This window comes from Bacteroidota bacterium, from assembly GCA_016183775.1.
Taxonomy (GTDB): domain Bacteria; phylum Bacteroidota; class Bacteroidia; order JABDFU01; family JABDFU01; genus JABDFU01.
In genome coordinates this window covers 12725-35697 of the sequence record JACPDY010000103.1, presented here as the reverse complement: position 1 = coordinate 35697, position 22973 = coordinate 12725, and the positions used below count along the sequence as shown (strand labels likewise).

The window sequence follows — 22973 nt, the reverse complement described above, 5'->3', positions numbered from 1 at the left end:
GGTGATGGTTAACGTAACAGTTCCTGCAGTAATATCAGCAGCACTTGGGGTATAAGTAGCACCAACAATACTTGCATCATCAAATGTACCTGTGCCGGAAGAAGTCCATGTGGAAGAGGCGGCAGATCCGCCTCTTGAACCGGAAAGAGTGTAAGTCGAGCCCGAACAGATAGTCGCATCTGCCCCTGCACTTGCTGTAGCAACAGGGTTAATGGTAAGCACCATCGCATCGGAAGCCGCCGGACAAGGACCCACCGGGTCGTTGGTGGTTATAGTTAACGTAACAGTTCCTGCAGTAATGTCGGCAGCACTTGGGGCATAAGTAGCGCCAACAATACTTGCATCATCAAATGTACCTGTGCCGGAAGATGTCCAGGTAGAAGAAGTTGCACCTCCGCCGCGGCTACCTGATAAGACATAGGTTGAACCCGAACAAATGGTCGCATCGGCCCCTGCACTTGCCGTAGCAACAGGGTTAATGGTAAGCACCATCGCATCGGAAGCCGCCGGGCAAGGACCTGCCGGATCGTTGGTGGTGATGGTTAACGTAACAGTTCCTGCAGTAATGTCAGCAGCACTTGGAGTATAAGTAGCAGCAACAAGAGCTGCATTATCAAATGTACCCGTGCCGGAAGAAGTCCATGTGGAAGAAGCAGCGCTTCCGCCGCGGCTACCTGATAAGATATAGGTTGAACCGGAACAGATGGTCGCATCGGCCCCTGCACTTGCTGTAGCGACAGGGTTAATGGTAAGCACCATAGCATCGGAAGCCGCAGCACATGCTCCGTTACCAGTGGACGTAAGGGTTAAAGTAATTGTTCCTCCTAAGATATCAGCGGCACTTGGTGAGTATACAGCTGTTAAAGAATTAGCATCGTCAAAAGTTCCTGTGCCGCTACTTGTCCATGTTCCTCCTGAAGCTCCACCACCAATAGTTCCAGCCAAACTAGCACTAGCGTCCGAGCAAATAGTTTGATCACCACCTGCACTAGCAGTTGGAGTTTGGTTGATTGTAATAATCATTACATCATCATCTCCCGTACAACCACCATTACCTGTTGATGTAAGGGTTAAAGTAACTGTTCCGGCAAGAAGTTCAGCTGCGGAAGGAGTATAAGTAGCGTTTAAAGTATTTGCATCGGGTACATAAGTGCCACTGCCGCCAGACCAGGTCCCTCCGGTAGCCTGACTGATAATACCAGCAAGTGTAACAGCCGGACTGGAAGAACAGACACTTTGATCAGCGCCGGCATCTGCAGTAATAGGTCCGGAATGTGCAACAACGGTTACGGTTGTTGTAACGGGAGGGCATCCTGTTGCGTCTGATACACTTAATGTATATGTTCCTGCTGCCGCCGCAACAATAACAGATGTTGTTTCTCCCGTATTCCATGAATACGTGTATGGGAGTACTCCGCCCATTGCGCTGCCAGTTAAACCAACACCTAAACTACCAAAACAAATAGCAGGATTTGCCGGAGCAATTGAGGGTGCTAATTCAGAAACAAAAGTAACTGTAACAGTATCTGTTGATGTTCCAGAGGTACAGCCAGCTGCGGTTCCGCTTGAGACATATTTTACTGAGGCGGGAGCACCTGAGGCAGGGGCAGTTACAGTTGTAGTATCACAGCCGGCTATGCAACTCAAATATGAATTGTAGTCACCAATGGCGCCTGGTGAAACGGACTTCCATGTGATCCCGGCTTCATTAAGACCGGAGATAGTCATGATCTTTGAGCATCCCGGACGAAGTGTAATATCCGGAGAGCCGTTGACTTTACGACTTGATGAAATAATATAGTCAGGTGAATCACCCCCCGGCTTGCAGTAAGTTATACAAAAAGTAGTAACACCATTAATACAAAGAGGGGTTCCGATAGAAGTTGATGGTCCGCAATCCACCTGATAATACGCTGACCCACTTGGGGATGGACGCTGCACATCAAATGAAACCTCATCCGCTAAAGGGCTAACAATAACATTAAAACGAATACAGTTGGTTCCGCTGCAACAATCTCCGTTTCTTTTGTCAGAAAGTGTATACGTGTTTTCCGGGCTGGCAGAAAGGTTTACATCGTATGCTGTTGCCGTACATCCAAGAGTACAATCGCAAGCCTGGCTTGTAACAAGAACAGAGGCGCTATTAGCTGAGCCCGTACATGTTAGTATGCATCTGAAATACTTATTGGAAGTGGCGGCAGGAGTATATATATAGGTTGAAGAGGTGGCTCCGACAATATCCGAAAAGGTTATATCATCGTTTGAGGATTGCCATTGGTATGAAGTAGCATCAGTGCTGCCAGAAAGGGACAATGTAGTTGCTGTGTTATTACAAACAGGGTTTGTAACTGACGAAACAGCACTTCCACCAACAGGTGTAATAACGTTAGCCGAAGTTAATGAGGCAACAGCGGTTCCGGCTATAAGGCCGCTTATAGTTCCCGAACCACCTGTTCGGGTTGCGTTAGCGGAACTGGTACCGGTAATCCCTCTTACCATAATACCACTTATTGTCATTACATCAAACTTGTTGGTGTTTACGCAATTATAATATACGGTGATTGTGGTTGAAGTAACAACAGTGGAATCGATCGACAAGTTGCCACCTGCTGATATTGCGGTGCTTCCTGAATCTGCCAGAAATTGAAAGTTGGCAGGGGCGGTAAGTATAAGAGTCAGAGGTGAACCGACGGCGAAATCACCTTTCGCATTTTCTGTTATTACGATATTTCCTAGTGCGTTATAACTTGTAGGATAAATAGAACACGTATTTATCGTTAGTGATGGTACGGTAACAGTTACTGCGGCTAACACTTTACTTACTCCTATAAATGCGAAAGCCAGCGAAAAAAGAACTTGCTTGACTTTTATGTTTTGTAGTAGTTTAGTTATTGTGTCCATGTGTACGAATCCAACTTTTGATGGTAAGCGAAATATTAAAAGTTGGCTTGTCGAATTTGACAAACTGATAGTAGAAAATTAAATGAAGCTGTTAAATATAAAAGAGGGGTAATTTTATTGATCATTTTTATGTGTTTATATATTTAAAGGACATGTTTTAAATATCGTCCTATATTAATTAAAAATCAGGTAGATAGGATGTTTGCAAATATGATTTAAAAATGAATAACCATTACATTTTTTGTGCTAAAAAAATGTTTATTATTGTTCGTTTTATTTTGTAAAGTTTTTAAATTATCATATATTTCTACAATTTCGTTAAAAATCATTATTATGGTCAAAATCTGGCGGTTTGTAGTAGTTTCTTACTTGCTTTTAGTGCCTTTTTGTTCATTTTCACAAACGGAACATAATAAATCTCCAATATTGAAAGTTGTTAAAGCTCAAGCTGGATTTATTCAACCATCTTCAGTCGACACCCTTAAAAATTTAGTTAGTTTGTCCTCCTGTGGGCTTAATTATACATCAGGTAGTGTTTTACTTGGCAAAAGAATGTCAGTAGTAGCATTACCCTATATTGGCATGGATCAACCGGCTCCTATTGTTATAAGTAGTATTCCTTCTTCGGCGAAAATTAATTCTGCATTTTTATGGTGGGACATTTCCGGGAAGGATTCGGTATTAAGTGTAACTGTTCAAAATCCTGTCAGTATTTCAAAAACATTCGCTGGAACTCTCATTGGAAGGGGTAAGCCAAAATGTTGGGGTGATTATGGTGCGGCATTTAGGGCTGATGTAACGTCGCTGGTAAGTGGTAATGGTACTTATTTCATTTCAGGATTACCGACTGATACTACTTTTACAAAAAGTGATACGAATGGGGCCACGCTTTTGGTTATATATACAGATACAACTTCCGGTTATACCGGACATATTAAGATCAATGACGGGTATTTAATGGCAAAATTTGATACAATAACTTCAACAATATATAATATTGCCGTTCCTTCCGGTGTTACTTCCGGCAAGGCTTTTATGCTGGTCTCTGATCTTGAAAATGAAATCGGCACAAAAATAAAAATGAATGGTGGTGCGTATACTTCTATAACTCAAAATTTTTGGGATTTTAAAGAAAAATCAACAGTATATACTTTGGGCCAGGAATCTTCTCTTTTCGGTATTCAGGTTCCGAATGATTGCAGCAATCTTATTGCCATTGGTACTTATTATCAAACATCTGTAACCTCAGTAACACCCGTTATTACTCAAAAGGCAGATACGCTTATTTCCAGCGCCGCCTTAACATATCAATGGGATTATAACAACAATCATATATCCGGATCGGTTAATAAACAACATATTGCATTACAATCCGGTATATACCGGGTCATTATATCTTATAGTGGAAGCAACTGTTATTTTACCTCGGCTCCGGATACTGTAATAACCTGTAGCGATCGCATCAAACCAAATATTAACAGATCAGGAAATGTACTTACTACTGACTCATTGAAATATCCACTGCAATGGTACGTAAATGGGAAAATTGATACCAATAAAATTTCGTTTGTTGATACAGTAACAATTACGGGAAATTACTGGGTACAGGCTTATGACAGCATAAGCGGATGTGTTGTAAATTCCGATACCGTTTTTATGAATATAATTGGTATCAATGAATCTGTTGAAAGGCTCCTGGGGGTAAGTATTTTTCCTAATCCTTCATCAGGAGAGTTGAACCTGACTTTTTTGGATCATCGATTGGAAAATGTTCAGTTAAAAATAGAAAGTTTGGCAGGACAATTATTACTTGATGAACCCGTTAATTGTAAAACCGGGGTTGTGCACAAGATTGATATTTCGGGCTTTAGCAGCGGTATGTATTTGTTGAAACTAATCGATCAGCAAAGGGTTATTACCAGAAAAATACTTATTCAGAACGAGTAATTTCCGTATTTTGGTAGATGTTTTGTCAGAAACGGTATGTGCTGTAGGGAATGAAAAAGGGCAAATCTCATTTAGAGATTTGCCCTTCAAGCAGCGGAGGAAGAGGGATTCGAACCCCCGGTAGTGTTACCTACAACAGTTTTCAAGACTGCCGCGTTAAACCGCTCTGCCATTCCTCCGGGGACAAAATTATAAGATTTTTCTATTAAATAAGTAAAAAAATGAAGTGTTTAACAGCAATTGTTGGTTTTAAAAGATTTTTAAAACTTATTGTTGCAATAATATTACTTGCTTCTTCATTGGTTTCCCAGGCTGGCCTAAAGGCTTATCTGAGTTATTCAACGTTTTCTGCTCCCCAAACAGGACCTTATATTGAAACCTACCTTACTGTTATTGGTCAATCCATCATATATAAGAAAAATAGTAAAGGGAAATTCCAGGGAGTAGTAGAGGTGAGTCTTCTCTTTAAACAAAACGACTCCATTAAGGCCGCTCAGAAGTATAACCTCCATAGCAAAGAAATTGATGATACAACAGGGGCGTCTTTTGAAAATTTTATTGACCAGCAACGTTTTGCTCTTCCCAACGGCACATATGATTTTGAAATTGAAATTAATGATAAAAACCGGAACACCCCTCCATATAAATGGACTGAAAAGGTCAATATCAACTACATTTCAGATAAAATTATTGTTTCTGATATAGAATTACTTGAGTCGTACACTAAATCAACCACTCAAAGTGTTTTAACAAAAAGTGGGTATGACCTGATTCCATATGTATCGGATTTTTATCCTGATAATTTTAACCGGCTTGCTTTTTATTGTGAAATATATAATACTAAACAAGTGTTGGGCGAAAACGAAAGAATTGTTGTTAATTATAGTATCCGGTCGGCAGAAACAATGGCGACGATGAATGATTTTGGAAGTTTTTCAACGCAAAAAACCGAACAGGTCAATGTATTATTAGGTTCATTCAATATCAATAACCTGCCTTCAGGCAATTACTTTTTGAGTATAGAGGTAAAAGATAAAAACAATCTTGTACTTGTGAGCAAAAAGAGATCCTTTCAGCGCAAAAACAGAAATATCCGGCTCAATATGCAGGACTTAACTGCTGTTAATACATTAAATTCTTTTGTTGCCGGCATGACAAGCAGAGACTCATTGATAGATAACATTAAAAGTTTACGGCCAATAGCAACTGATGCTGAAAAAGCATTCATTGATGAAAATATTACACGCAGCAAATCTGAATTGTTACAGCAGTTTTTTCTGAACTTCTGGAAAACGAGAAACGAAAGCTATCCCGAAAGTGAATGGAAGAAATATTTTTCTGAAGTGAAAAAAGTGAATGCGAATTTCAGCGCCATTAATATTAAAGGGTATGATACTGACAGGGGACGAGTTTACCTGCAGTATGGCCCTCCCGATAGCAGGATAACGAGCGATAGTGAGGTAGGGGCATATCCCTATGAAATGTGGCAGTATTTCAAGTTGAAATCACAGACAAGCAGGATATTTGTTTTTTATAACCCCGATTTTGTTTCCAGCAATTATAAGTTATTACATTCTGATGCACTTGGAGAATTAAATAATCCAAATTGGCGGACGATGCTTCACAAAGGCGATCCGCAGAACAGTGACCCGAATTTTCCTTCAACGGATGATTATTATGGGAACCGTTCCAATCAAAACTATTTAAATTCAAAATAGTTTTCCGCCATGACCAAAGTCGCTGTTGTTATTTTAAATTGGAACGGCAGGACCTTTTTGGAAAAATTTCTGCAGGGCGTTTTAACCAATAGTCTATCGGCAGCAGAAGTCATTATTGCCGATAATGCTTCGACGGACGATTCCGTTATTTTTTTGCGGAGCCGTTTTCCTCATGTCAGGATCATTGAAAACAGTGTGAATGGCGGATTTGCAAAAGGCTACAATGATGCACTGAAAAAAGTAGAAGCAGAGTACTATGTTCTGTTGAATTCCGATGTAGAAGTTGCTCCGGGTTGGATAGAGCCTGTTATTCAGCTTATGGACAGGGATAATTCAATAGCTGCCTGTCAGCCGAAACTTCTTTCTTTTCATAACAGGAACCAGTTTGAATATGCGGGTGGTGCAGGAGGATATATCGATAAGTATGGCTACCCGTTTTGCAGAGGTCGTATATTTGATTCATTTGAAAATGATAACGGCCAATATAATGATACGAGGGAAGTGCATTGGGCCACGGGTGCATGTTTATTCATAAGGGCAAGCGCTTTTCATAAAGCGGGCGGACTGGATGAGGATTTCTTTGCGCATATGGAAGAGATCGATCTGTGCTGGCGCCTGAAAAACACAGGTCATAAAGTGATGTATTGTGCTCAATCAATGGTCTATCACGTTGGCGCCGGTACATTAGCTAAAAACAGCCCGCGCAAAACATACCTGAATTTTCGCAATAACCTTATTTTACTTTGTAAAAATCATGCACACCAGTTTTTCTGGATAAAATTATTTTTGCGGATGACGCTTGATGCAATAGCCGGATTAAAATTTCTTTTATCAGGAGATGTGGATCATTTTGTCGCTGTCCTCAAAGCTCATGGTAGTTTCTATTCAACCTTTTCAAGAACATTACAAAAACGTAAGCAGCTGAAAAAGGAGGTGAAAGTATATTCAACAAGCGCTATTTATAACCGCAGCATTGTGGTCGATTATTTCATCAGAGGAAAGAAATATTTTGGCGATCTGCCTGCCGACGGATTTATTTCATGAAGCTTTCTATGGCAAGCCTGTATGAATCCAGGCCAAATCCGGAAATACTTCCTTTACAATTTGGAGCAATAAGCGATTTGTGCCTGAACTCCTCCCGTGCAAAAATATTTGAAATGTGAACTTCAATGACGGGCGTTTTTATAGCAGCAATTGCATCGGCAAGCGCTACAGAAGTATGTGTATAACCACCTGCGTTTAAAAGTATTCCATCAAATGAAAACCCGGTTTCATGAAGTTTGTTTATCAGTTCGCCTTCAACATTGCTCTGGTAGTATAACAATTCAACGGTTGAATACTTGGATTTAAGTTTACTGAAATAGCTTTCAAAAGTCTCCTTCCCGTAAATTGATTCTTCACGAACACCTAATAAATTCAGATTAGGACCGTTTATTATAATGAGCTTCATCTTGTTTACTGAATATTTTGCTAAGATACGAAACTCATTTATATCGGGGGTATACGCGAGAGAATCCCTTTTGAAGACAGGTGGATATTTATTTATAACTTCGGATAAAATTACATAAGTGGACTGGAGAGCCTATATAAACGGATTTGGATCGTATCTGAAATTGGAAAAATCACTTTCTTCCAATTCAGTTGAGGCCTATATACATGATGTGAATAAACTGTTTCAGTTTCTGACCTTGCAGTCACTTGATCTCATGCCCGATAAAGTTGACCTCACTTTGCTGCAAAAGTTCATTAAGTGGGTAAATGAACTGGGCATGACTGCAACGAGCCAGGCCCGCATGATTTCAGGGATAAAAGCATTTTACAGGTATTTACTGATGGAGAACATTATTAAATCCGATCCCACGCACTTGCTTGAAGCCCCCGGGTTGGCGCGTAAGCTGCCGGATGTTCTAACAGCGGATGATATTAATGGAATTATTGATGCGGTCGATCTTAGCAGCGGGCAGGGGCCGCGAAATAAAGCCATGTTGGAAACACTTTACAGCTGCGGGCTTCGTGTATCAGAACTTGTAAATCTCAGGGTGTCAAATTTGTTTTTGAACGAAAATTTCGTGAAAGTGATCGGTAAAGGGGATAAAGAGCGCCTCGTGCCCATAGGAAGTGTTGCAATTAAACAGATAGTGATTTATAAGAATGAGGTTAGATGCCATATAAAACCAGTGAAAAGTTGTGAAGATATATTATTTTTGAACCGTAGAGGAGGGAAACTTACCAGGGTAATGGTGTTTACCATAATTAAACAACTAGCGCATAAAATAAGTTTGAAAAAGCATATCAGCCCACATACATTCCGGCATTCGTTTGCCACTCACCTGATCGAGGGAGGTGCTGATCTGAGAGCTGTTCAGGAAATGCTGGGTCACGAATCGATCACAACGACAGAAATTTACACACATATTGATCGTCAATATCTCAGAGACACGATCATCCAATTCCACCCGAGATCATAATGCACCTATGAAAAAGATGAACCGGGCCTTCAGCTTTTGTTTAGTATTCGTACTGTATCTTCCTGTTGCTGCTCAATCGGGATTCGACAGGATGGAATCATTACCTCAAATGTTAAGTGCGGAGAATCAATTGCTTAAAAACTACAGTGATTCAATAGAAAAGTACGAACGTTCGGGTAGAACAAAAGAAGCCCTCCGATTTGTTAAATTGTACCGGGAGACAAAAGACAGCATAATGAATTCTGAAAATTCAAAAATAAGAACTGAATTATATTCCAGATATGAGACACAAAAGAAAGGAAATGAAATAAAGTTGCTTTTAAAAAACAAGTTGATTAAGGAGAAAGAGATAGCAAAACAAAAAATAATCTTGAACTTAGTATTGATCGGAATAGGGGTGGCGCTATTATTAGGACTTTTACTCCTGGGCCGTTACAGGCTTATCAGAAAGCTTAATAAGAAACTCGATGCCCAGAATGAATTGGTTATACGAAAAAACAATCTTATAACCGATAGCATTGATTATGCACAACGTATACAACAATCTATTTTGCCATCACCGGAGTATATGAAAAAATATTTTTCAGATGTGTTTGTTATCTATAAACCAAAGGATATTGTAAGTGGTGATATCTATTGGTTCCGGGAGAAAAATAATAAACTATGGCTGGCAGCCATTGATTGCACGGGACACGGCGTTCCGGGTGCGATGATGTCTATGGTAATATATGACCTGTTGCATCAATGTGTAAGGCTAAACAAAATTGAATACCCGGATGAAATATTAAAGGAAGTCAGTATGGGTATCAGACAATTCTCCGCTTCTTCCGGAGAAACCAATAAGATCAAAGATGGTATGGATATAGCCATGTGTATGATCGATCTTGATACATTGATACTAAGATATGCCGGTGCTCAAAATGGTGTATACATAGCCCGGGGCGATAAGATCATTGAACTAAGCGCTGATAAGGTACACATTGGACTTCCGGAGTATTATGATTTTAATTTCACTGCACATGCGTTTCAATTACAAAAGGGAGATTCGGTCTATTTGTTCAGCGACGGGTTTGTCGACCAGAAAGGTGGTCAGGATAACAGGAAGTATTACGTAGAACCATTTAAACAATTACTTCTTAAAAACAGTAATCTGTCTGCAATGGATCAACAGAAAAATATGGAGCAGGAGTTTATAAACTGGAAAGGTGAGGGAGAGCAGATCGATGATATTATGATAATAGGAGTAATAATATAATATGGGCAGGTTAATTGTATTTTCTTTGTTATTAGTTTGTTTAAGAGTTTCTGCGGACAATATCGTTAAACGTATTGACAGCCTGAAAGCGCTTATGGTGCATGCTGATGATACCACAAAGATCAGGCTCCTGAATAATATAGCTAAAGTTTTTGATCGTGAAACTTTTGATCATGATTCTGCTGCATTTTATGCCAAAGCCTCTATCGAATTTCAAAAGCGAATTAATACCCCCCTTCAGTATATAATTTCAGCCAATGTTCTCGCACATCATTATTTTATACTTGGGAATACTGACTCCTCGCTTGCCATTTCGTATCGTGGACTGGGCCTTGCGGAAAAATTTTGGGATATTGATCATAAATATCTCTTATTAAGAACTATTGCAAATACATATAATTTTATTGGGAAAACTGAATTTGCTTTAGACTACTACCTGAAGGCTTTATCCGTTGCAGAACAAAATAAGGATAGCCTTAGGATAAGTGAATCATATTCTTCGATCGGAAATTTTTATATTAATAATAATAATTTTGATCTTGCCCAGCAGTCTCACCGGGCCAGCCTGGCTATTCTTCTATCCATGTACGGATCCGATTCGGTTTCGTTTAAGCATAGATACCTGGCAAACGCTTATTCAAACCTTGGCAGTTTGATGATAAGGTATTATACCAATAAGCTAAAACCAATAGCGTATGTTGATTCTGCATTATTTTATTTTAACAAAGGGATCTATATTGTCAGAAAGATAGATGACAAACTTCGTCTTCTCAACCTTTTGATAAACACATCCGATGCCTATAATATTAAGGGAAATTATATAAATGCGATCGACCTCTTAATGGAAGCCTCTGATGAAATTGCAAGAACTCCGAACAATTATCTGAATGTGTGTATATGGATAAACCTGGGCGATGCATACCGTGGACTTAATAATATAAATGTTTCACTTCAGTATTTGCAGAAAGCCCTTGAATTGGCTAAAGGGTCAAAACTCAATAATGATATAACAAGTGAAGCGTACCATAGTTTTGCCAAAACCTATGAAAAGGCCGGCAGATATAATGAAGCGTATGAAAATTATAAGACATACAGTGAAATTAAAGACACTATTCTTAATTTTCAGAGTGCGGAAGCTATCTCTGAAATGCTTGCCAGGTATGAGACAAGCAAAAAGGATGCAGAGATACTGCTTCTTACAAAGGACAGCGAACTTAAGCAGCAGGAGATAGGAAGGCAAAAGAGTGTAAGGAATATTGTGTTGTTTGGACTGCTTCTGATAACAGTCTTGTCGTTTTTATTGCTTGGACGGTATAGAATAACCAAACGATTGAATAATGAGCTGGATAAAATGAATTCCTTGATTTACAATAAGAACCGGCTTATTATGGACAGTATTGACTATGCTGAACGAATACAGCGGCTCATTCTTCCTCCGATGGAAACAGTTTGCCGCCATCTCGCAGATTCATTTGTTGTATATATTCCGAAAGATGTGATCAGCGGTGATACTTATTGGTTTACAAAACAGGAAAATATTTTTTTGCTGACTGCCATCGATTGTACCGGACATGGAGTGCCGGGAGCCTTGATGTCAATGGTGGCTTATAATTTATTAAACCGTTCGGTTGGTACGGGTGAAAAGCCTGATGCTGTTTCGGTAATAACTAATATGAACAAAGGGTTGAAAAATTTTTTAGCGCGTCCTGTTGAAAGATCCAGTGTCAGGGACGGTATGGATATAGCCGTTTGCAGCATCGATCTGAATACATTGCAATTAACTTTTGCAGGCGCTCAGAATTCGGTTTACATTGTTCGTAAACGGGAATTGACTGAACTTAAAGCTGAAAACGTTTCTATGGGTGACCCTGTCTATTTCGATCATATTTTTTCGGGTCAGGTTGTGCAGCTAAATAAAGGTGATTGGGTATATCTGTTTACAGATGGATATGCTGACCAGAAAGGCGGACCGAATAATAAGAAATTTTATTATCAGCCGTTCAAGGAGATGATAACCGGTATGAATGATTTGAACGGAACACAGCAAAAAAAGAACCTGGAAGACGTTTTTTATAAATGGAAAGAACGGAATGAGCAGGTGGATGATGTTTTAGTGATTGGAATAAAGATCTAGTTCAGGTCGGTTTCCTCTATAAGATCTTTTATATCCTGGTACTGGATATTGTTCACTTTAACCCTATTGGGGTCATTGGGTATATTACCATTGGTGGGGCCCATATTATTATCTCCCGGATCAAACATGTTGTTTATATCCAGCACATCATACATCTCATAATTGTTGTTCACCTTCTTAGCCTGTCCAAAACGGATACTTGCCCCGATTGAAGTGAAGAAACAAGGCTTCACAATTGCCGTAAAGAACGGTTCATAGCCTTTTCCGTCCGCATTTATATCTTCTGCCAGCGCTACATAACGCTTTGTGGCAAGACCTGTGCTGAAAGTCATGGAAATATTTCTGTTAGGCCGGAAGTCAAGTAAAAATCCTGTTAAAAATTCCCTGTGCCCGAACTGAACAGTATATCCTATGCGGTTAAATGATGTGTCTGGAATAAAAAAATTATATCGTCCGCCAACAGGTTTAACAAAAATGCTTCCCCAGAATTTTTTTCCCATTGGGAAATCGAGAGTAATATTCCGGGGTATGAAAAAAGAAACGTGCACGCCGTCAAGCGGGCCAAAACGACAGCCAATGATTGGTAAATTGAATCCTTCGCCAAAAAGATATGTTTTAGTGAATCCGATCCTGTAACTGAAGTTCTTACTTACGGTCCTGTTATATATTATTGTTGAGGAATACCGCCAGGTTGCCTTATTATTACTTATAGTGTTCGGAATGTTATCCTCAGCAAGAAACGGACTCATATCGAAGAACCATACACTTTTTTTTCCTGTACTATAGATGGTCCTTAAACCTAAGCTGAGTTTGTAAAATTCCAGCCGTTTTCTAAATCCACTAAAACCAGGGCTGGCCATAGCAAAATTTCCAACCGTTAGCAAATGTAAGGTTGATAAAGTCACACCATCCTTGCGATACCATGTGTTTGTATATAGCGGCGCATAAAATCCGACATTAGACTGCTTGAAGGTGTATGATCTGACCTGGCGCTTTAATAATTCCTTTTCGGGTGTATGATAATTGTTCAGGTATATACACGGACGGATATAACGTTTTATTTCCTTTATGTTCGATCTGCCAGAAGTGCTGTCTGCAGGTTGTTGGCCGCCATAACTTATGACCGGGCTAATTAAAAATAAAATTACACATATGTAAATTTTGCGTAAGCGCATAGTCTGGCTATATTCGGAAGATTATTTATTACGGGCTTTTTCCTGTATTTGTTTGAGCAGCTCCTTCTTATAATCTTCCTGGGCTTTGTAAAGCATCGCCACTTTTTTAATGGGCAATATTTTTTTGAATTGTGCGTGATATTTTTTTATGATGTCAAGTTCCTGCTGCCTGAAAATGATTTCTCCATCAACTACTTTTTCAAGTTCCTTGTCATTGACCTTTGATACATCATCCATAGCGGATACTTTTTCATCCTTCCGCCTTTTTCGCAGGGCGTCAAGCTCTGTTTCATATTGGTTATAAATAGGCCAGAATACCTGCGCTTCTTCAGGTGTCAGGCCCAGTTTTTGTGTAATGAAAGCCACTTTCATAGCTTCCAGAGCTTCTTTTTTACTTGCATTACCTTGCGTAAACCCCTGCAGTGAAAAGAATAGTACAAATAACAGCAGCGACAAAAAACGTCCGGTCATTCGTAATGTTTGGTTATATGTAAATATAGTTGTCATTATTATTCGGCCTCATTAAGTTCATTCATCAGTGTATTAACATCAATATGGTCATCAACAAGGTACTCTACAATATGATCGTTCGAAGCTATCTGTAGCTGCTGGCTGCCGCTTTCCGCCTCTTCTGAAAGAGCTTCCTCTAAAGTTGACTCATCAACATTCTCCATCCCATCCTCCAATGTTTTTTCGGCGGATTTAGTCAGACCTGCAACCGGGTTCTCCGGTACAACCAAGTTTGACTTGTTCCAATACTTAATGCCTATAAGGCAAACAATAACAACAGAGGCCGCAACGGCAAGCAATTGTGTCTTAGTGAACCAGTCAAGGCTCAGTACTTTTACCTTTTTAGCCTGTGGTGATATCTTATCTTGTATTACAGCCGGTAAATGATCAAAATAATCAGCAGGTAGTTCAAACGGATTTTCTTTAGGGAACGAAGAAGCGATGATCTTTGCTTCAATTTCCATTGGTAATTCATCAAAGTAATTTGCGGGAATATCAAATTTATATTCTGAAGCAAATTGCGTTGCGGCAACGGAGGCTTCAATATCTATTGAAAGTTCGTTGAAGTAATCTGCAGGCACTGTAAATGGATTTTCTTTGCTAAACCGTGAAGTGATAATCTCAATTCCTATAGCTTCAGGCAACTCATCGAAATATCCTTCAGGAACAGCAAAGCAGTTCTCCTTCCTCACTTTCGAAAGGGTAGGAGCGTACTTCTCCAGGTTCTCAAAATCATCCGGTATATTGTTGTCAGTATTCATTTTGTTCTTTCTCTTACCTCCTTAACAAGATCCATTCGGCTTATTTATCATTTATTTAGACTAAACTATTGATTAAAGGTTTAATCACACATATATAATAAATCCACTCATTTTATACACCTTTTTTGATGCATTCTTCTATCTTTTTAACCGCATGATGATATGATGCCTTAAGCGCTCCGACAGAGGTATCCAGTACCAATGCCATTTCTTCATATTTAATTTCGTCAAAGTACTTCATATTGAATACAATACGTTGTTTCTCCGGAAGTGTTAGTATAGCTAGCTGAAGGCGCTTTTGAATCTCATCTCCTTTAAAAAAACTATCTTCCTGCAACGAGTTGGAAAGTCCATGAGAAACATCATCAAAGGACACGAATGCCTTTTTTTGCTTCAAAAACGTAAGGGATTCATTGGTAGCGATTCGATAAAGCCACGTATATAGTTGAGAGTCTTCTTTAAAATTATCAAGTGCTTTCCAGACTTTAATAAAGGTGTTTTGAATAACATCGTTTGCATCATCGTGGTCGATCACAATCCTGCGGATATGCCAGTATAATTTCTTCTGGTATTTGCGTACAAGCAGGTTAAAGGCATAGTTTCGGGTTGCCTCGTTACGGAATTGATCTAATAATTCTTTATCTGAATAATCTTGCATTAATTTTGGTTTCAAGTCTGCCTGCCGAAGGAGTAGGTCGGCCCGCGAGCTGGTTTCTGGTTTCAAGTTTCAGGTTATAACAACTTGAAACTTGAAACCAGAAACCTCTTAACCCTTTCTTCCAATAACCTTCAACGCCGCCTCAACAATATTAACCGTGTCAAGTCCATATTTGACCATCAGTTCATCGGGTGTTCCGCTTTCGCCAAAGCTGTCTTTAACCGCAACAAGCTCAATAGGAGTTGGAGCATGTTTAGCCAGTACCTGTGCGATACTATCACCTAAACCTCCATTTTCCTGGTGTTCTTCACACGTAACCACACATTTTGTTTTGCGTACACTTTGTAAGACTGCTTTTTCGTCTAAAGGTTTAATGGTATGTATATTTATTATTTCAGCACTTATCCCTTTTGTTTCCAGTTGTTCACAGGCTTGTATAGCTTTCCATACCAAGTGTCCTGTGGCAAAGATGCTTACATCAGCGCCTTCATTTAACATTATCGCTTTGCCAATCTCGAATTTTTGATCGGCAGGGGTGAAAATGGGTACAGAAGGACGGCCAAAACGAAGGTAAACCGGGCCTTCATGGTCGGCAATAGCAATAGTGGCCGCTTTGGTTTGATTATAATCACAGGGGTTTATCACAACCATACCTGGAAGCATTTTCATCATGCCAATATCTTCCAAAATCTGGTGTGTGGCGCCATCTTCGCCAAGAGTAAGTCCGGCATGAGAAGCGCATATTTTTACATTTTTACCGGAGTAAGCAATGGATTGACGTATCTGGTCATACACCCGGCCTGTGGAAAAGTTGGCAAACGTTCCGGTAAAAGGAATTTTACCGCCAATAGTAAGACCGGCAGCAATTCCCATCATGTTGGCCTCTGCAATACCAACTTGCACAAATCGTTCTGGAAAGTCTTTCAGGAAGGCATCCATTTTTAAAGAGCCCGTAAGGTCGGCACAAAGCGCAACAACGTTCGGATTCTTTTTTCCAAGTTCATGCAATCCTGCTCCAAAGCCGGAACGGGTGTCTTTCTTTTCAGTTGGGTTGTATTTTTTCATAGCGAGTTTATTTGCATTTATTTAAAAAATTAATAAAACGCAGATTATTATGATCATTATGATTTGTTATGATTAAATCTGCGTAGATCATAAAAATCATAACTATCAGCGTTCTATGTTTAATACAATTTAACGGTCACAGTCGCGCCCGATTCAACTTTAAACCTGCGCTCAACCGTATAAATAGATTCCTTTGAATTTTTTGAGCGCCATTCGGCCCTGTAGTTGCCCGGTTGCAGCACAATATTCTCCTGCAATCCGCTATTCATCATATTACAAACCCAGGTCAACTTGTTTTTTTCTTCGAGGTACAAACTGCCGGGACCTTCGCTGGGTTTTGTAATTACTGCCATTCCAGCCTGTGGTATTTCAATGGTAGTGGTTTTACTTTGCGATATATCAACATCATCAAGTGTAATCCGTGGTAGTGTAAGGATCTCAAGATCGTATTTTCCCACAAGATATCGTTCGGTTTGGGTAAAATCCTGCACATTCAGGGTTTTCATTTCACCGCGTTTGCGCACAATGCACTTCAAGGCCTTTGGGATCAATAATCAATGTATCGGGAACACCTTTGTTATTTATGGTATGTATATAATTGTATCTTATTACACCGGAATGCTCATCATAAAAGGTCATGTTTACATCAGTTTCGCTTGGCTTACCTATCTGATCGAGCAGGTTCACCTGAGCGGTGGTATTGTTGAGTGCCTGCGAAATAACTATGTTCAGGATATTTTTAAAACTCTCTTCGTTGGACGCATCGTAAAATTTACCAATACAGCCAAACGCATTTTTAAAATTTTCATCCAGGCCAACACCTATTACAAATGGTTTCAGAATGATTCCCTTTTTCTGCAGCATAAGTGAAACCGCACAGGGATCGCCATCGCATTCTTCTATTCCATCGGTAATTAAAATAATAATGTTCCTGACATTAGGGCTGCCTGCCGATGGAAAGTCATCGCCGCATTGTTCAAGTGTGTAGGCGATAGGCGTTGTTCCCCTTGGTACAATATCACTCAACTTTCGTTTGATGGCAGTAATGTTACCTCGCAGGTCACTGCTAAAAGGAACTTCAAGTTTTGTGTCCTTGCAGTCGCGCTGGGGACGGAGGCTGTGTTGATGTCCGTATGCTCTGAACGCTATCTCCAGGTGATCATACGATTTTAAGCTGTCCACAAATTCACCAAGCATTCGTTTGGCAATATCCATCTTCATCCCGCTTTGCCATTGACCAAACATGCTATAGGAAGCATCGAAAACAAAAAGTATACGTGTAGTTGGTTTTTCGGCGGGTGTGGTTATACTTTGCTTTTTCTTATTCTGAGCATTTACATGAAAGGAAGAGCTGAAAATAATAAAAATACCAAGTAGATTGACTATTCTCGTTTTCAAATTTAATTTCTTCTATAAGGTTTCAGGTTTCAGGTTTCAGGTTCAGTTAACTTGAAACCTGAAACATTTTTAACCTTTCAATAATCTCCTAATGTTTCGGGAAGCTGCGCCAACGCTTTGGCCAATTGTTCATCATTAGGAGCAACCCCGTGCCATTTATGACTTCCAACCATATAATCAACGCCTTGTCCCATCTCCGTCTTCATTAGTATAACGACAGGTTTACCTTTTCCGGTATGTTGTTGAGCAACTTTTATTGTGTTAAGCACTTCTTGTACCTTATTGCCATTCATTTCCAATACATCCCATCCAAAAGCCTGCCATTTTGCTTTTAAGTCGCCCAAAGGCAGAACATGGTCAACATCGCCATCAATCTGCCTTCCATTCCAGTCAACTGTTGAGATCAGGTTATCAACCTTATTCGCAGCTGCGAACATTACGGCTTCCCATATCTGTCCTTCCTGCAGTTCACCATCACCATGCAAAGTGTATACCAGGTTAGTATCCTTGTTTAATTTTTTTGCCAATGCAGCCCCAATGGCAACTGATAAACCTTGTCCGAGTGAACCCGATGCAACACGTATCCCCGGGAGACCTTCATGCGTTGCAGGGTGGCCTTGCAAACGGCTATTCAGCTTGCGAAACGTAGCAAGTTCCGTTACATTAAAATATCCGGAACGGGCCAAAACACTGTACCATACAGGTGAGATGTGACCATTGGAAAGAAAAAAAAGGTCTTCTCCAATGCCATCCATGTTGAATTTCTCTGGATTATGCTTCATGATACTGAAATAAAGGCTCACAAAAAATTCAGTGCAGCCTAATGAAGCGCCGGGGTGACCTGAATTTACAGCATGAACCATGCGTACAATATCTCTTCTGACCTGTGAACAGGTCTTTTCTAATTCGGGAACAGATGGCATATTGGATAGGGTTATTTTTGAGTTTTTCTCGGCTATTTCCATTTTTTATTTATGATAAAAACCAAAAGTAATCGTTTTTAAGGCGGGGCTGAGTAATGTTAATAACATTTATAAAATGTTGAAAATTCGCTATCGATAAGCATTTAAAAGGGTTTTGGTAAATATGTATTATGGTATCTTTGCCTGCAATTTTTAAAATAATCTACAAAAACTATGGCATTGAAGTGTGGAATTGTTGGTTTGCCAAATGTCGGAAAATCGACCTTGTTTAATTGTTTATCGAATGCCAAAGCGCAGGCTGCGAATTTTCCGTTTTGCACGATCGAACCGAATTTGGGTGTTATAACTGTTCCTGATGAGCGCTTAACAAAACTTTCGGAGTTTGTAAAGCCTGAACGTATTGTCCCTACAACAATTGAGATCGTTGATATTGCTGGACTTGTAAAAGGTGCGAGCAAAGGGGAAGGCCTGGGTAACCAGTTCCTTGGAAATATACGTGAGTGCGACGCTATAATTCATGTGTTACGTTGCTTTGATGATCCCAATGTAGTGCACGTGGATGGCTCTGTGAACCCGGTAAGAGATAAAGATGTTATTGATACGGAACTTCAGTTGAAAGACCTTGAAAGTGTTGAAAAGAAAATTCGTACCGTAGAGAAACTGGCCAAAGCAGGAGTTGATAAAGATGCGAAAAAGTGTTTTGATACATTGGTGATTTATAAAGCCCATTTATCGGATGGAAAATCTGCGCGCTCGGCACCTGTTAAAGAAGAAGACAAGCAATATATTGCAGACATTCATTTGCTGACTGCCAAGCCTGTACTTTATGTTTGCAATGTTGATGAAGCATCTGTTACGAAAGGCAATAAATATGTGGAGCAGATAAAAGAATTAGTGAAGGATGAGAATGCCGAAGTGATAGTTATTACAGCGGCAATGGAAGCGGAGATAGCCGGTTTGGATAGTTATGATGATAAACAGGCTTTTTTGAAAGACATTGGTCTGACCGAGCCAGGAGTAAATGTATTGATCAAAGCTGCTTACCGATTACTTAACCTTCAAACGTATTTTACCGCCGGTGTAAAAGAAGTGCGTGCATGGACAATACACAAAGGAATGACAGCTCCACAAGCCGCAGGTGTTATTCACACCGATTTTGAAAAAGGTTTTATTAAAGCGGAAGTAATCAAATACAATGATTTTATAACCTATAAATCAGAAGCAGCTTGTCGTGATATAGGTAAGCTTTCACAGGAAGGTAAAGAGTATGTGGTAGGGGATGGGGATGTGATGCATTTTAAGTTTAATGTGTAATATCTACGAATAACGAATAGATACGAATTTATCGAATCGGGAGAAAATTGATTTTAGTAGATAGTAATTTATACGTATATTTATAAAGTAAATCATACGTACGATGAACACGAAGCTAACATTGAGCCTCAGTAAATCAGTGATTGAAAAGGCACGGAAATATGCAAAGAAGACAGATACCAGTATTTCTCAATTGGTTGAGAATTATTTGAAATTGCTCATTGCAAGAGATGAGGACACCTCAACTGTGGCGGAACCCAAGGTGAAGTATAAGTCGGAGTTACAAAAGTTAAGAGGAATAGTACAATTGCCGGATGATTTTGATTATAAAAAGGAACTTCAAAAAGCAATGTGGGAGAAATACAATAAACTGAAATAGATTGGATAAAATTTTTGTTGATACAAATGTTGTAATTGATTATTTGGGGAATCGTATTCCTTTTGCTGATTCGGCCGAAGACCTTTTTTTGTTGGCCAATGAAAAAAGAGTGGAGTTGTATGTATCTGCAGCAAGCTTCGATAATATTTATTACATTCTACGGAAAAAGATCGGACATGCGGAGTTGATCAAGTCGCTGAGGAGTTTTATTAAATATATTACTATAGTTGATCTTGACGCAAAGTCTGTTATCAATGCAGTAGATTCTAAGTTGGATGATTTTGAAGACGCATTGCAACACGAATGTGCTTTAAAAATTAAAAACATAAAGGCTATTGTTACGCGTGATCGGAAAGGGTTTGGGCGATCATCAATTCCCGCAATGACTGTAATAGATTATTTAAAAACCATTAACTAATTTTTAATTCCCAAAATGGCAGAACCAAAATATAACGAAGACAGTATAAAATCCCTCGACTGGAAAGAACACATCCGTTTACGTCCAGGTATGTATATCGGTAAATTGGGTGATGGTTCATCTCAGGATGATGGTATTTACATTTTAATAAAAGAAACCATTGACAACTGTATTGATGAACACGTAATGGGATATGGTAAAAATATTGATATCACCATTCGTGATAAATCGGTTACGGTACGCGATTATGGCCGTGGTATTCCATTAGGTAAGGTGATTGATTGTGTTTCCAAGATCAATACCGGTGCAAAATACGATTCGGAAGCATTTAAAAAGTCAGTCGGCCTGAATGGTGTGGGTACCAAAGCCGTGAATGCATTGGCTTCGCATTTTACTATTCAATCAATACGTGAAGGCAAAACGAAAGTGGCGGAGTTTGAACGCGGGGTAATTACCAAAGACGCTAAATTAAAAGAGTGTGACTTGCAATCCGGCACAATTGTAACATTCACACCCGACGAAAAATTATTCGGCAAATACCATTTTATACATGAGTACATTGAGCGTATGTGCTGGAATTACGCGTATCTCAATACGGGGTTAAAGCTTAACTATAATGGTCAGGAATTTGTTTCGCAAAATGGATTGAAGGATTTATTGGAGCGTAATCTTACCGGACCGATACTTTATCCCATCATTCACCTGAAAGGTGATGATATTGAAATTGCCATGACGCATGCCGAAGCACAGTATGGTGAGGAGTATTATTCGTTTGTTAACGGACAACATACAACACAGGGCGGCACACACCAGGCTGCGTTCCGTGAAGCCGTAGTTAAAACTATACGTGAGTTTTATAAAAAGGAATTTGAATTTGTTGATATACGTACTTCTATTGTGGCTGCCATTAGTGTTAAGGTACAAGAACCCGTGTTTGAATCGCAAACCAAAACAAAACTGGGTTCCCAGGAAATTGCTCCGGGCGGGAAAAGTATGAAGACTTTTATTGGTGACTTTGTTAAAGAAGCTCTCGATAATTATTTACATAAAAATCCGGCTACTGCTGAAGAATTACTTAAGAAGATCCAGCAATCGGAAAAGGAACGCAAAGAACTTTCGGGTATACAAAAATTGGCACGTGAACGGGCCAAAAAAGCAAGTTTACATAACCGTAAGCTACGAGATTGCCGGAGTCATTATAACACAAATGACGATCGCAGGCTTGAAACAACTTTATTTATTTGTGAGGGAGATTCTGCCAGCGGCTCCATTACCAAAGTACGTGATGTAAATACACAAGCAGTCTTCAGTCTTAAAGGAAAACCGCTTAATGCGTTTGGACTAACTAAAAAAGTAGTATACGAAAATGAAGAATTTAATCTTCTGCAGGCAGCGTTGAATATAGAAGATAACCTGGATGAGTTGCGTTATAACCAGGTGGTAGTCGCTACCGATGCTGATGTGGATGGTATGCACATTCGTTTACTGTTGCTTACCTTCTTCCTTCAGTTTTTTCCTGATCTTGTTAAGAACGGACACGTATATATTCTTCAAACACCTCTTTTCCGTGTACGTAACAAAAAGGAAACCATATATTGTTATTCGGAAGAGGCGAGGAGGGAAGCAATGATCAAACTCGGAGGTAAGCCGGAGATAACTCGATTCAAAGGTTTGGGAGAGATATCGCCTGATGAGTTCAAGAATTTTATTGGGAAAGATATGCGTATTGAACCGGTCATCATTGGTGGCGGCAAATCTATTACAGATATTTTAAGTTATTACATGGGTAAAAATACGCAGGAGCGTCAGGATTTTATTATTAATAATTTGAAGATTGAAAAGGATCTAGTGGAAGGTGAAGAGGTATCAAAAGCAGAATAAAATGTTCCACTCCTCAGGAGCGGGATAGAGAATGGTGATTTATTTCTATTAATGTTTGGCTCCTCCGG

General features: G+C 39.6%; 20 protein-coding genes and 1 tRNA gene. 10 read left to right on the top strand and 11 right to left on the bottom strand.

Annotated elements, in window-relative coordinates:
- Positions 1-2901, bottom strand: a 2901-nt coding sequence (locus HYU69_13270) for a hypothetical protein (GenBank protein MBI2271307.1), incomplete at its 3' end; no start/stop codon positions are given.
- Positions 2902-3327: 426 nt separating this feature from the next.
- Here HYU69_13270 and HYU69_13265 point away from each other — a divergent pair.
- Entirely contained in the window at positions 3328-4848 is a 1521-nt protein-coding gene (locus HYU69_13265; protein MBI2271306.1) for a T9SS type A sorting domain-containing protein, read from the top strand.
- A gap of 94 nt (positions 4849-4942) precedes the next feature.
- On the opposite strand, the gene HYU69_13260 is transcribed toward HYU69_13265, so the two are convergent.
- Positions 4943-5027, bottom strand: a tRNA-Ser gene (locus HYU69_13260).
- A 42-nt stretch (positions 5028-5069) separates the two neighbouring features.
- Between HYU69_13260 and HYU69_13255 the strand changes: the two genes are divergently transcribed.
- Positions 5070-6566, top strand: a complete 1497-nt coding sequence (locus HYU69_13255; protein MBI2271305.1) for a GWxTD domain-containing protein — start codon at positions 5070-5072, stop codon at positions 6564-6566.
- Positions 6567-6575: 9 nt separating this feature from the next.
- Entirely contained in the window at positions 6576-7610 is a 1035-nt protein-coding gene (locus tag HYU69_13250; protein MBI2271304.1) for a glycosyltransferase family 2 protein, read from the top strand.
- Here the strand turns inward: HYU69_13250 and aroQ are convergent.
- Entirely contained in the window at positions 7600-8016 is a 417-nt protein-coding gene (aroQ, locus tag HYU69_13245; GenBank protein MBI2271303.1) for a type II 3-dehydroquinate dehydratase, read from the bottom strand. The two genes, HYU69_13250 and aroQ, sit on opposite strands and share 11 nt — an antisense overlap.
- A 118-nt stretch (positions 8017-8134) precedes the next feature.
- On the opposite strand from aroQ, the gene xerD reads away from it, so the two are divergent.
- From xerD to HYU69_13230, 3 genes are read left to right on the top strand one after another with little or no spacing between them, the layout of a single operon-like run.
- Entirely contained in the window at positions 8135-9034 is a 900-nt protein-coding gene (xerD, locus tag HYU69_13240) for a site-specific tyrosine recombinase XerD (GenBank protein MBI2271302.1), read from the top strand.
- A 7-nt stretch (positions 9035-9041) separates the two neighbouring features.
- Positions 9042-10289, top strand: a complete 1248-nt coding sequence (locus tag HYU69_13235; protein ID MBI2271301.1) for a SpoIIE family protein phosphatase — start codon at positions 9042-9044, stop codon at positions 10287-10289.
- A 1-nt stretch (position 10290) separates the two neighbouring features.
- Positions 10291-12423 carry a tetratricopeptide repeat protein gene (locus tag HYU69_13230; protein MBI2271300.1) on the top strand — a complete coding sequence of 711 codons (2133 nt, stop codon included), beginning with the start codon at positions 10291-10293 and terminating at the stop codon, positions 12421-12423.
- Here HYU69_13230 and HYU69_13225 read toward each other — a convergent pair.
- The 8 genes from HYU69_13225 to HYU69_13190 form a co-directional block, all read right to left on the bottom strand.
- Entirely contained in the window at positions 12420-13598 is a 1179-nt protein-coding gene (locus HYU69_13225; protein MBI2271299.1) for a hypothetical protein, read from the bottom strand. The two genes, HYU69_13230 and HYU69_13225, sit on opposite strands and share 4 nt — an antisense overlap.
- A gap of 21 nt (positions 13599-13619) precedes the next feature.
- On the bottom strand, positions 13620-14105 hold the full coding sequence (locus tag HYU69_13220; GenBank protein MBI2271298.1) for a hypothetical protein: 486 nt from the start codon (positions 14103-14105) through the stop codon (positions 13620-13622).
- Positions 14106-14107: 2 nt separating this feature from the next.
- Positions 14108-14869, bottom strand: a complete 762-nt coding sequence (locus tag HYU69_13215) for a hypothetical protein (protein ID MBI2271297.1) — start codon at positions 14867-14869, stop codon at positions 14108-14110.
- A 112-nt stretch (positions 14870-14981) separates the two neighbouring features.
- The gene (locus HYU69_13210) at positions 14982-15527 is read right to left on the bottom strand and encodes a sigma-70 family RNA polymerase sigma factor (protein ID MBI2271296.1); all 546 of its coding nucleotides are present in this window, start codon (positions 15525-15527) and stop codon (positions 14982-14984) included.
- A gap of 108 nt (positions 15528-15635) precedes the next feature.
- Positions 15636-16592 (bottom strand): transketolase family protein, encoded by a 957-nt coding sequence (locus tag HYU69_13205; protein MBI2271295.1) that lies wholly within the window; start codon positions 16590-16592, stop codon positions 15636-15638.
- Between the two features lie 119 nt (positions 16593-16711).
- Entirely contained in the window at positions 16712-17098 is a 387-nt protein-coding gene (locus HYU69_13200; GenBank protein MBI2271294.1) for a hypothetical protein, read from the bottom strand.
- Between the two features lies 1 nt (position 17099).
- Positions 17100-17990: a VWA domain-containing protein gene (locus tag HYU69_13195; protein ID MBI2271293.1), complete on the bottom strand. Its 891-nt coding sequence runs from the start codon at positions 17988-17990 to the stop codon at positions 17100-17102.
- Between the two features lie 77 nt (positions 17991-18067).
- Positions 18068-18913, bottom strand: a complete 846-nt coding sequence (locus tag HYU69_13190; protein MBI2271292.1) for a transketolase — start codon at positions 18911-18913, stop codon at positions 18068-18070.
- A 213-nt stretch (positions 18914-19126) separates the two neighbouring features.
- On the opposite strand from HYU69_13190, the gene ychF reads away from it, so the two are divergent.
- The 4 genes from ychF (at position 19127) to HYU69_13170 (ending at position 22905) form a co-directional block, all read left to right on the top strand.
- Positions 19127-20227, top strand: a complete 1101-nt coding sequence (gene ychF / locus HYU69_13185; GenBank protein MBI2271291.1) for a redox-regulated ATPase YchF — start codon at positions 19127-19129, stop codon at positions 20225-20227.
- 103 nt (positions 20228-20330) lie between these two features.
- A complete protein-coding gene (locus tag HYU69_13180) occupies positions 20331-20606 on the top strand; it encodes a hypothetical protein (protein ID MBI2271290.1) in 276 nt (91 codons plus the stop codon).
- Between the two features lies 1 nt (position 20607).
- Complete coding sequence (locus HYU69_13175; GenBank protein MBI2271289.1) at positions 20608-21024, top strand: PIN domain-containing protein; 417 nt, start codon at positions 20608-20610, stop codon at positions 21022-21024.
- A 15-nt stretch (positions 21025-21039) separates the two neighbouring features.
- The gene (locus tag HYU69_13170; GenBank protein ID MBI2271288.1) at positions 21040-22905 is read left to right on the top strand and encodes a type IIA DNA topoisomerase subunit B; all 1866 of its coding nucleotides are present in this window, start codon (positions 21040-21042) and stop codon (positions 22903-22905) included.
- The last annotated feature ends 68 nt before the right edge of the window (positions 22906-22973 follow it).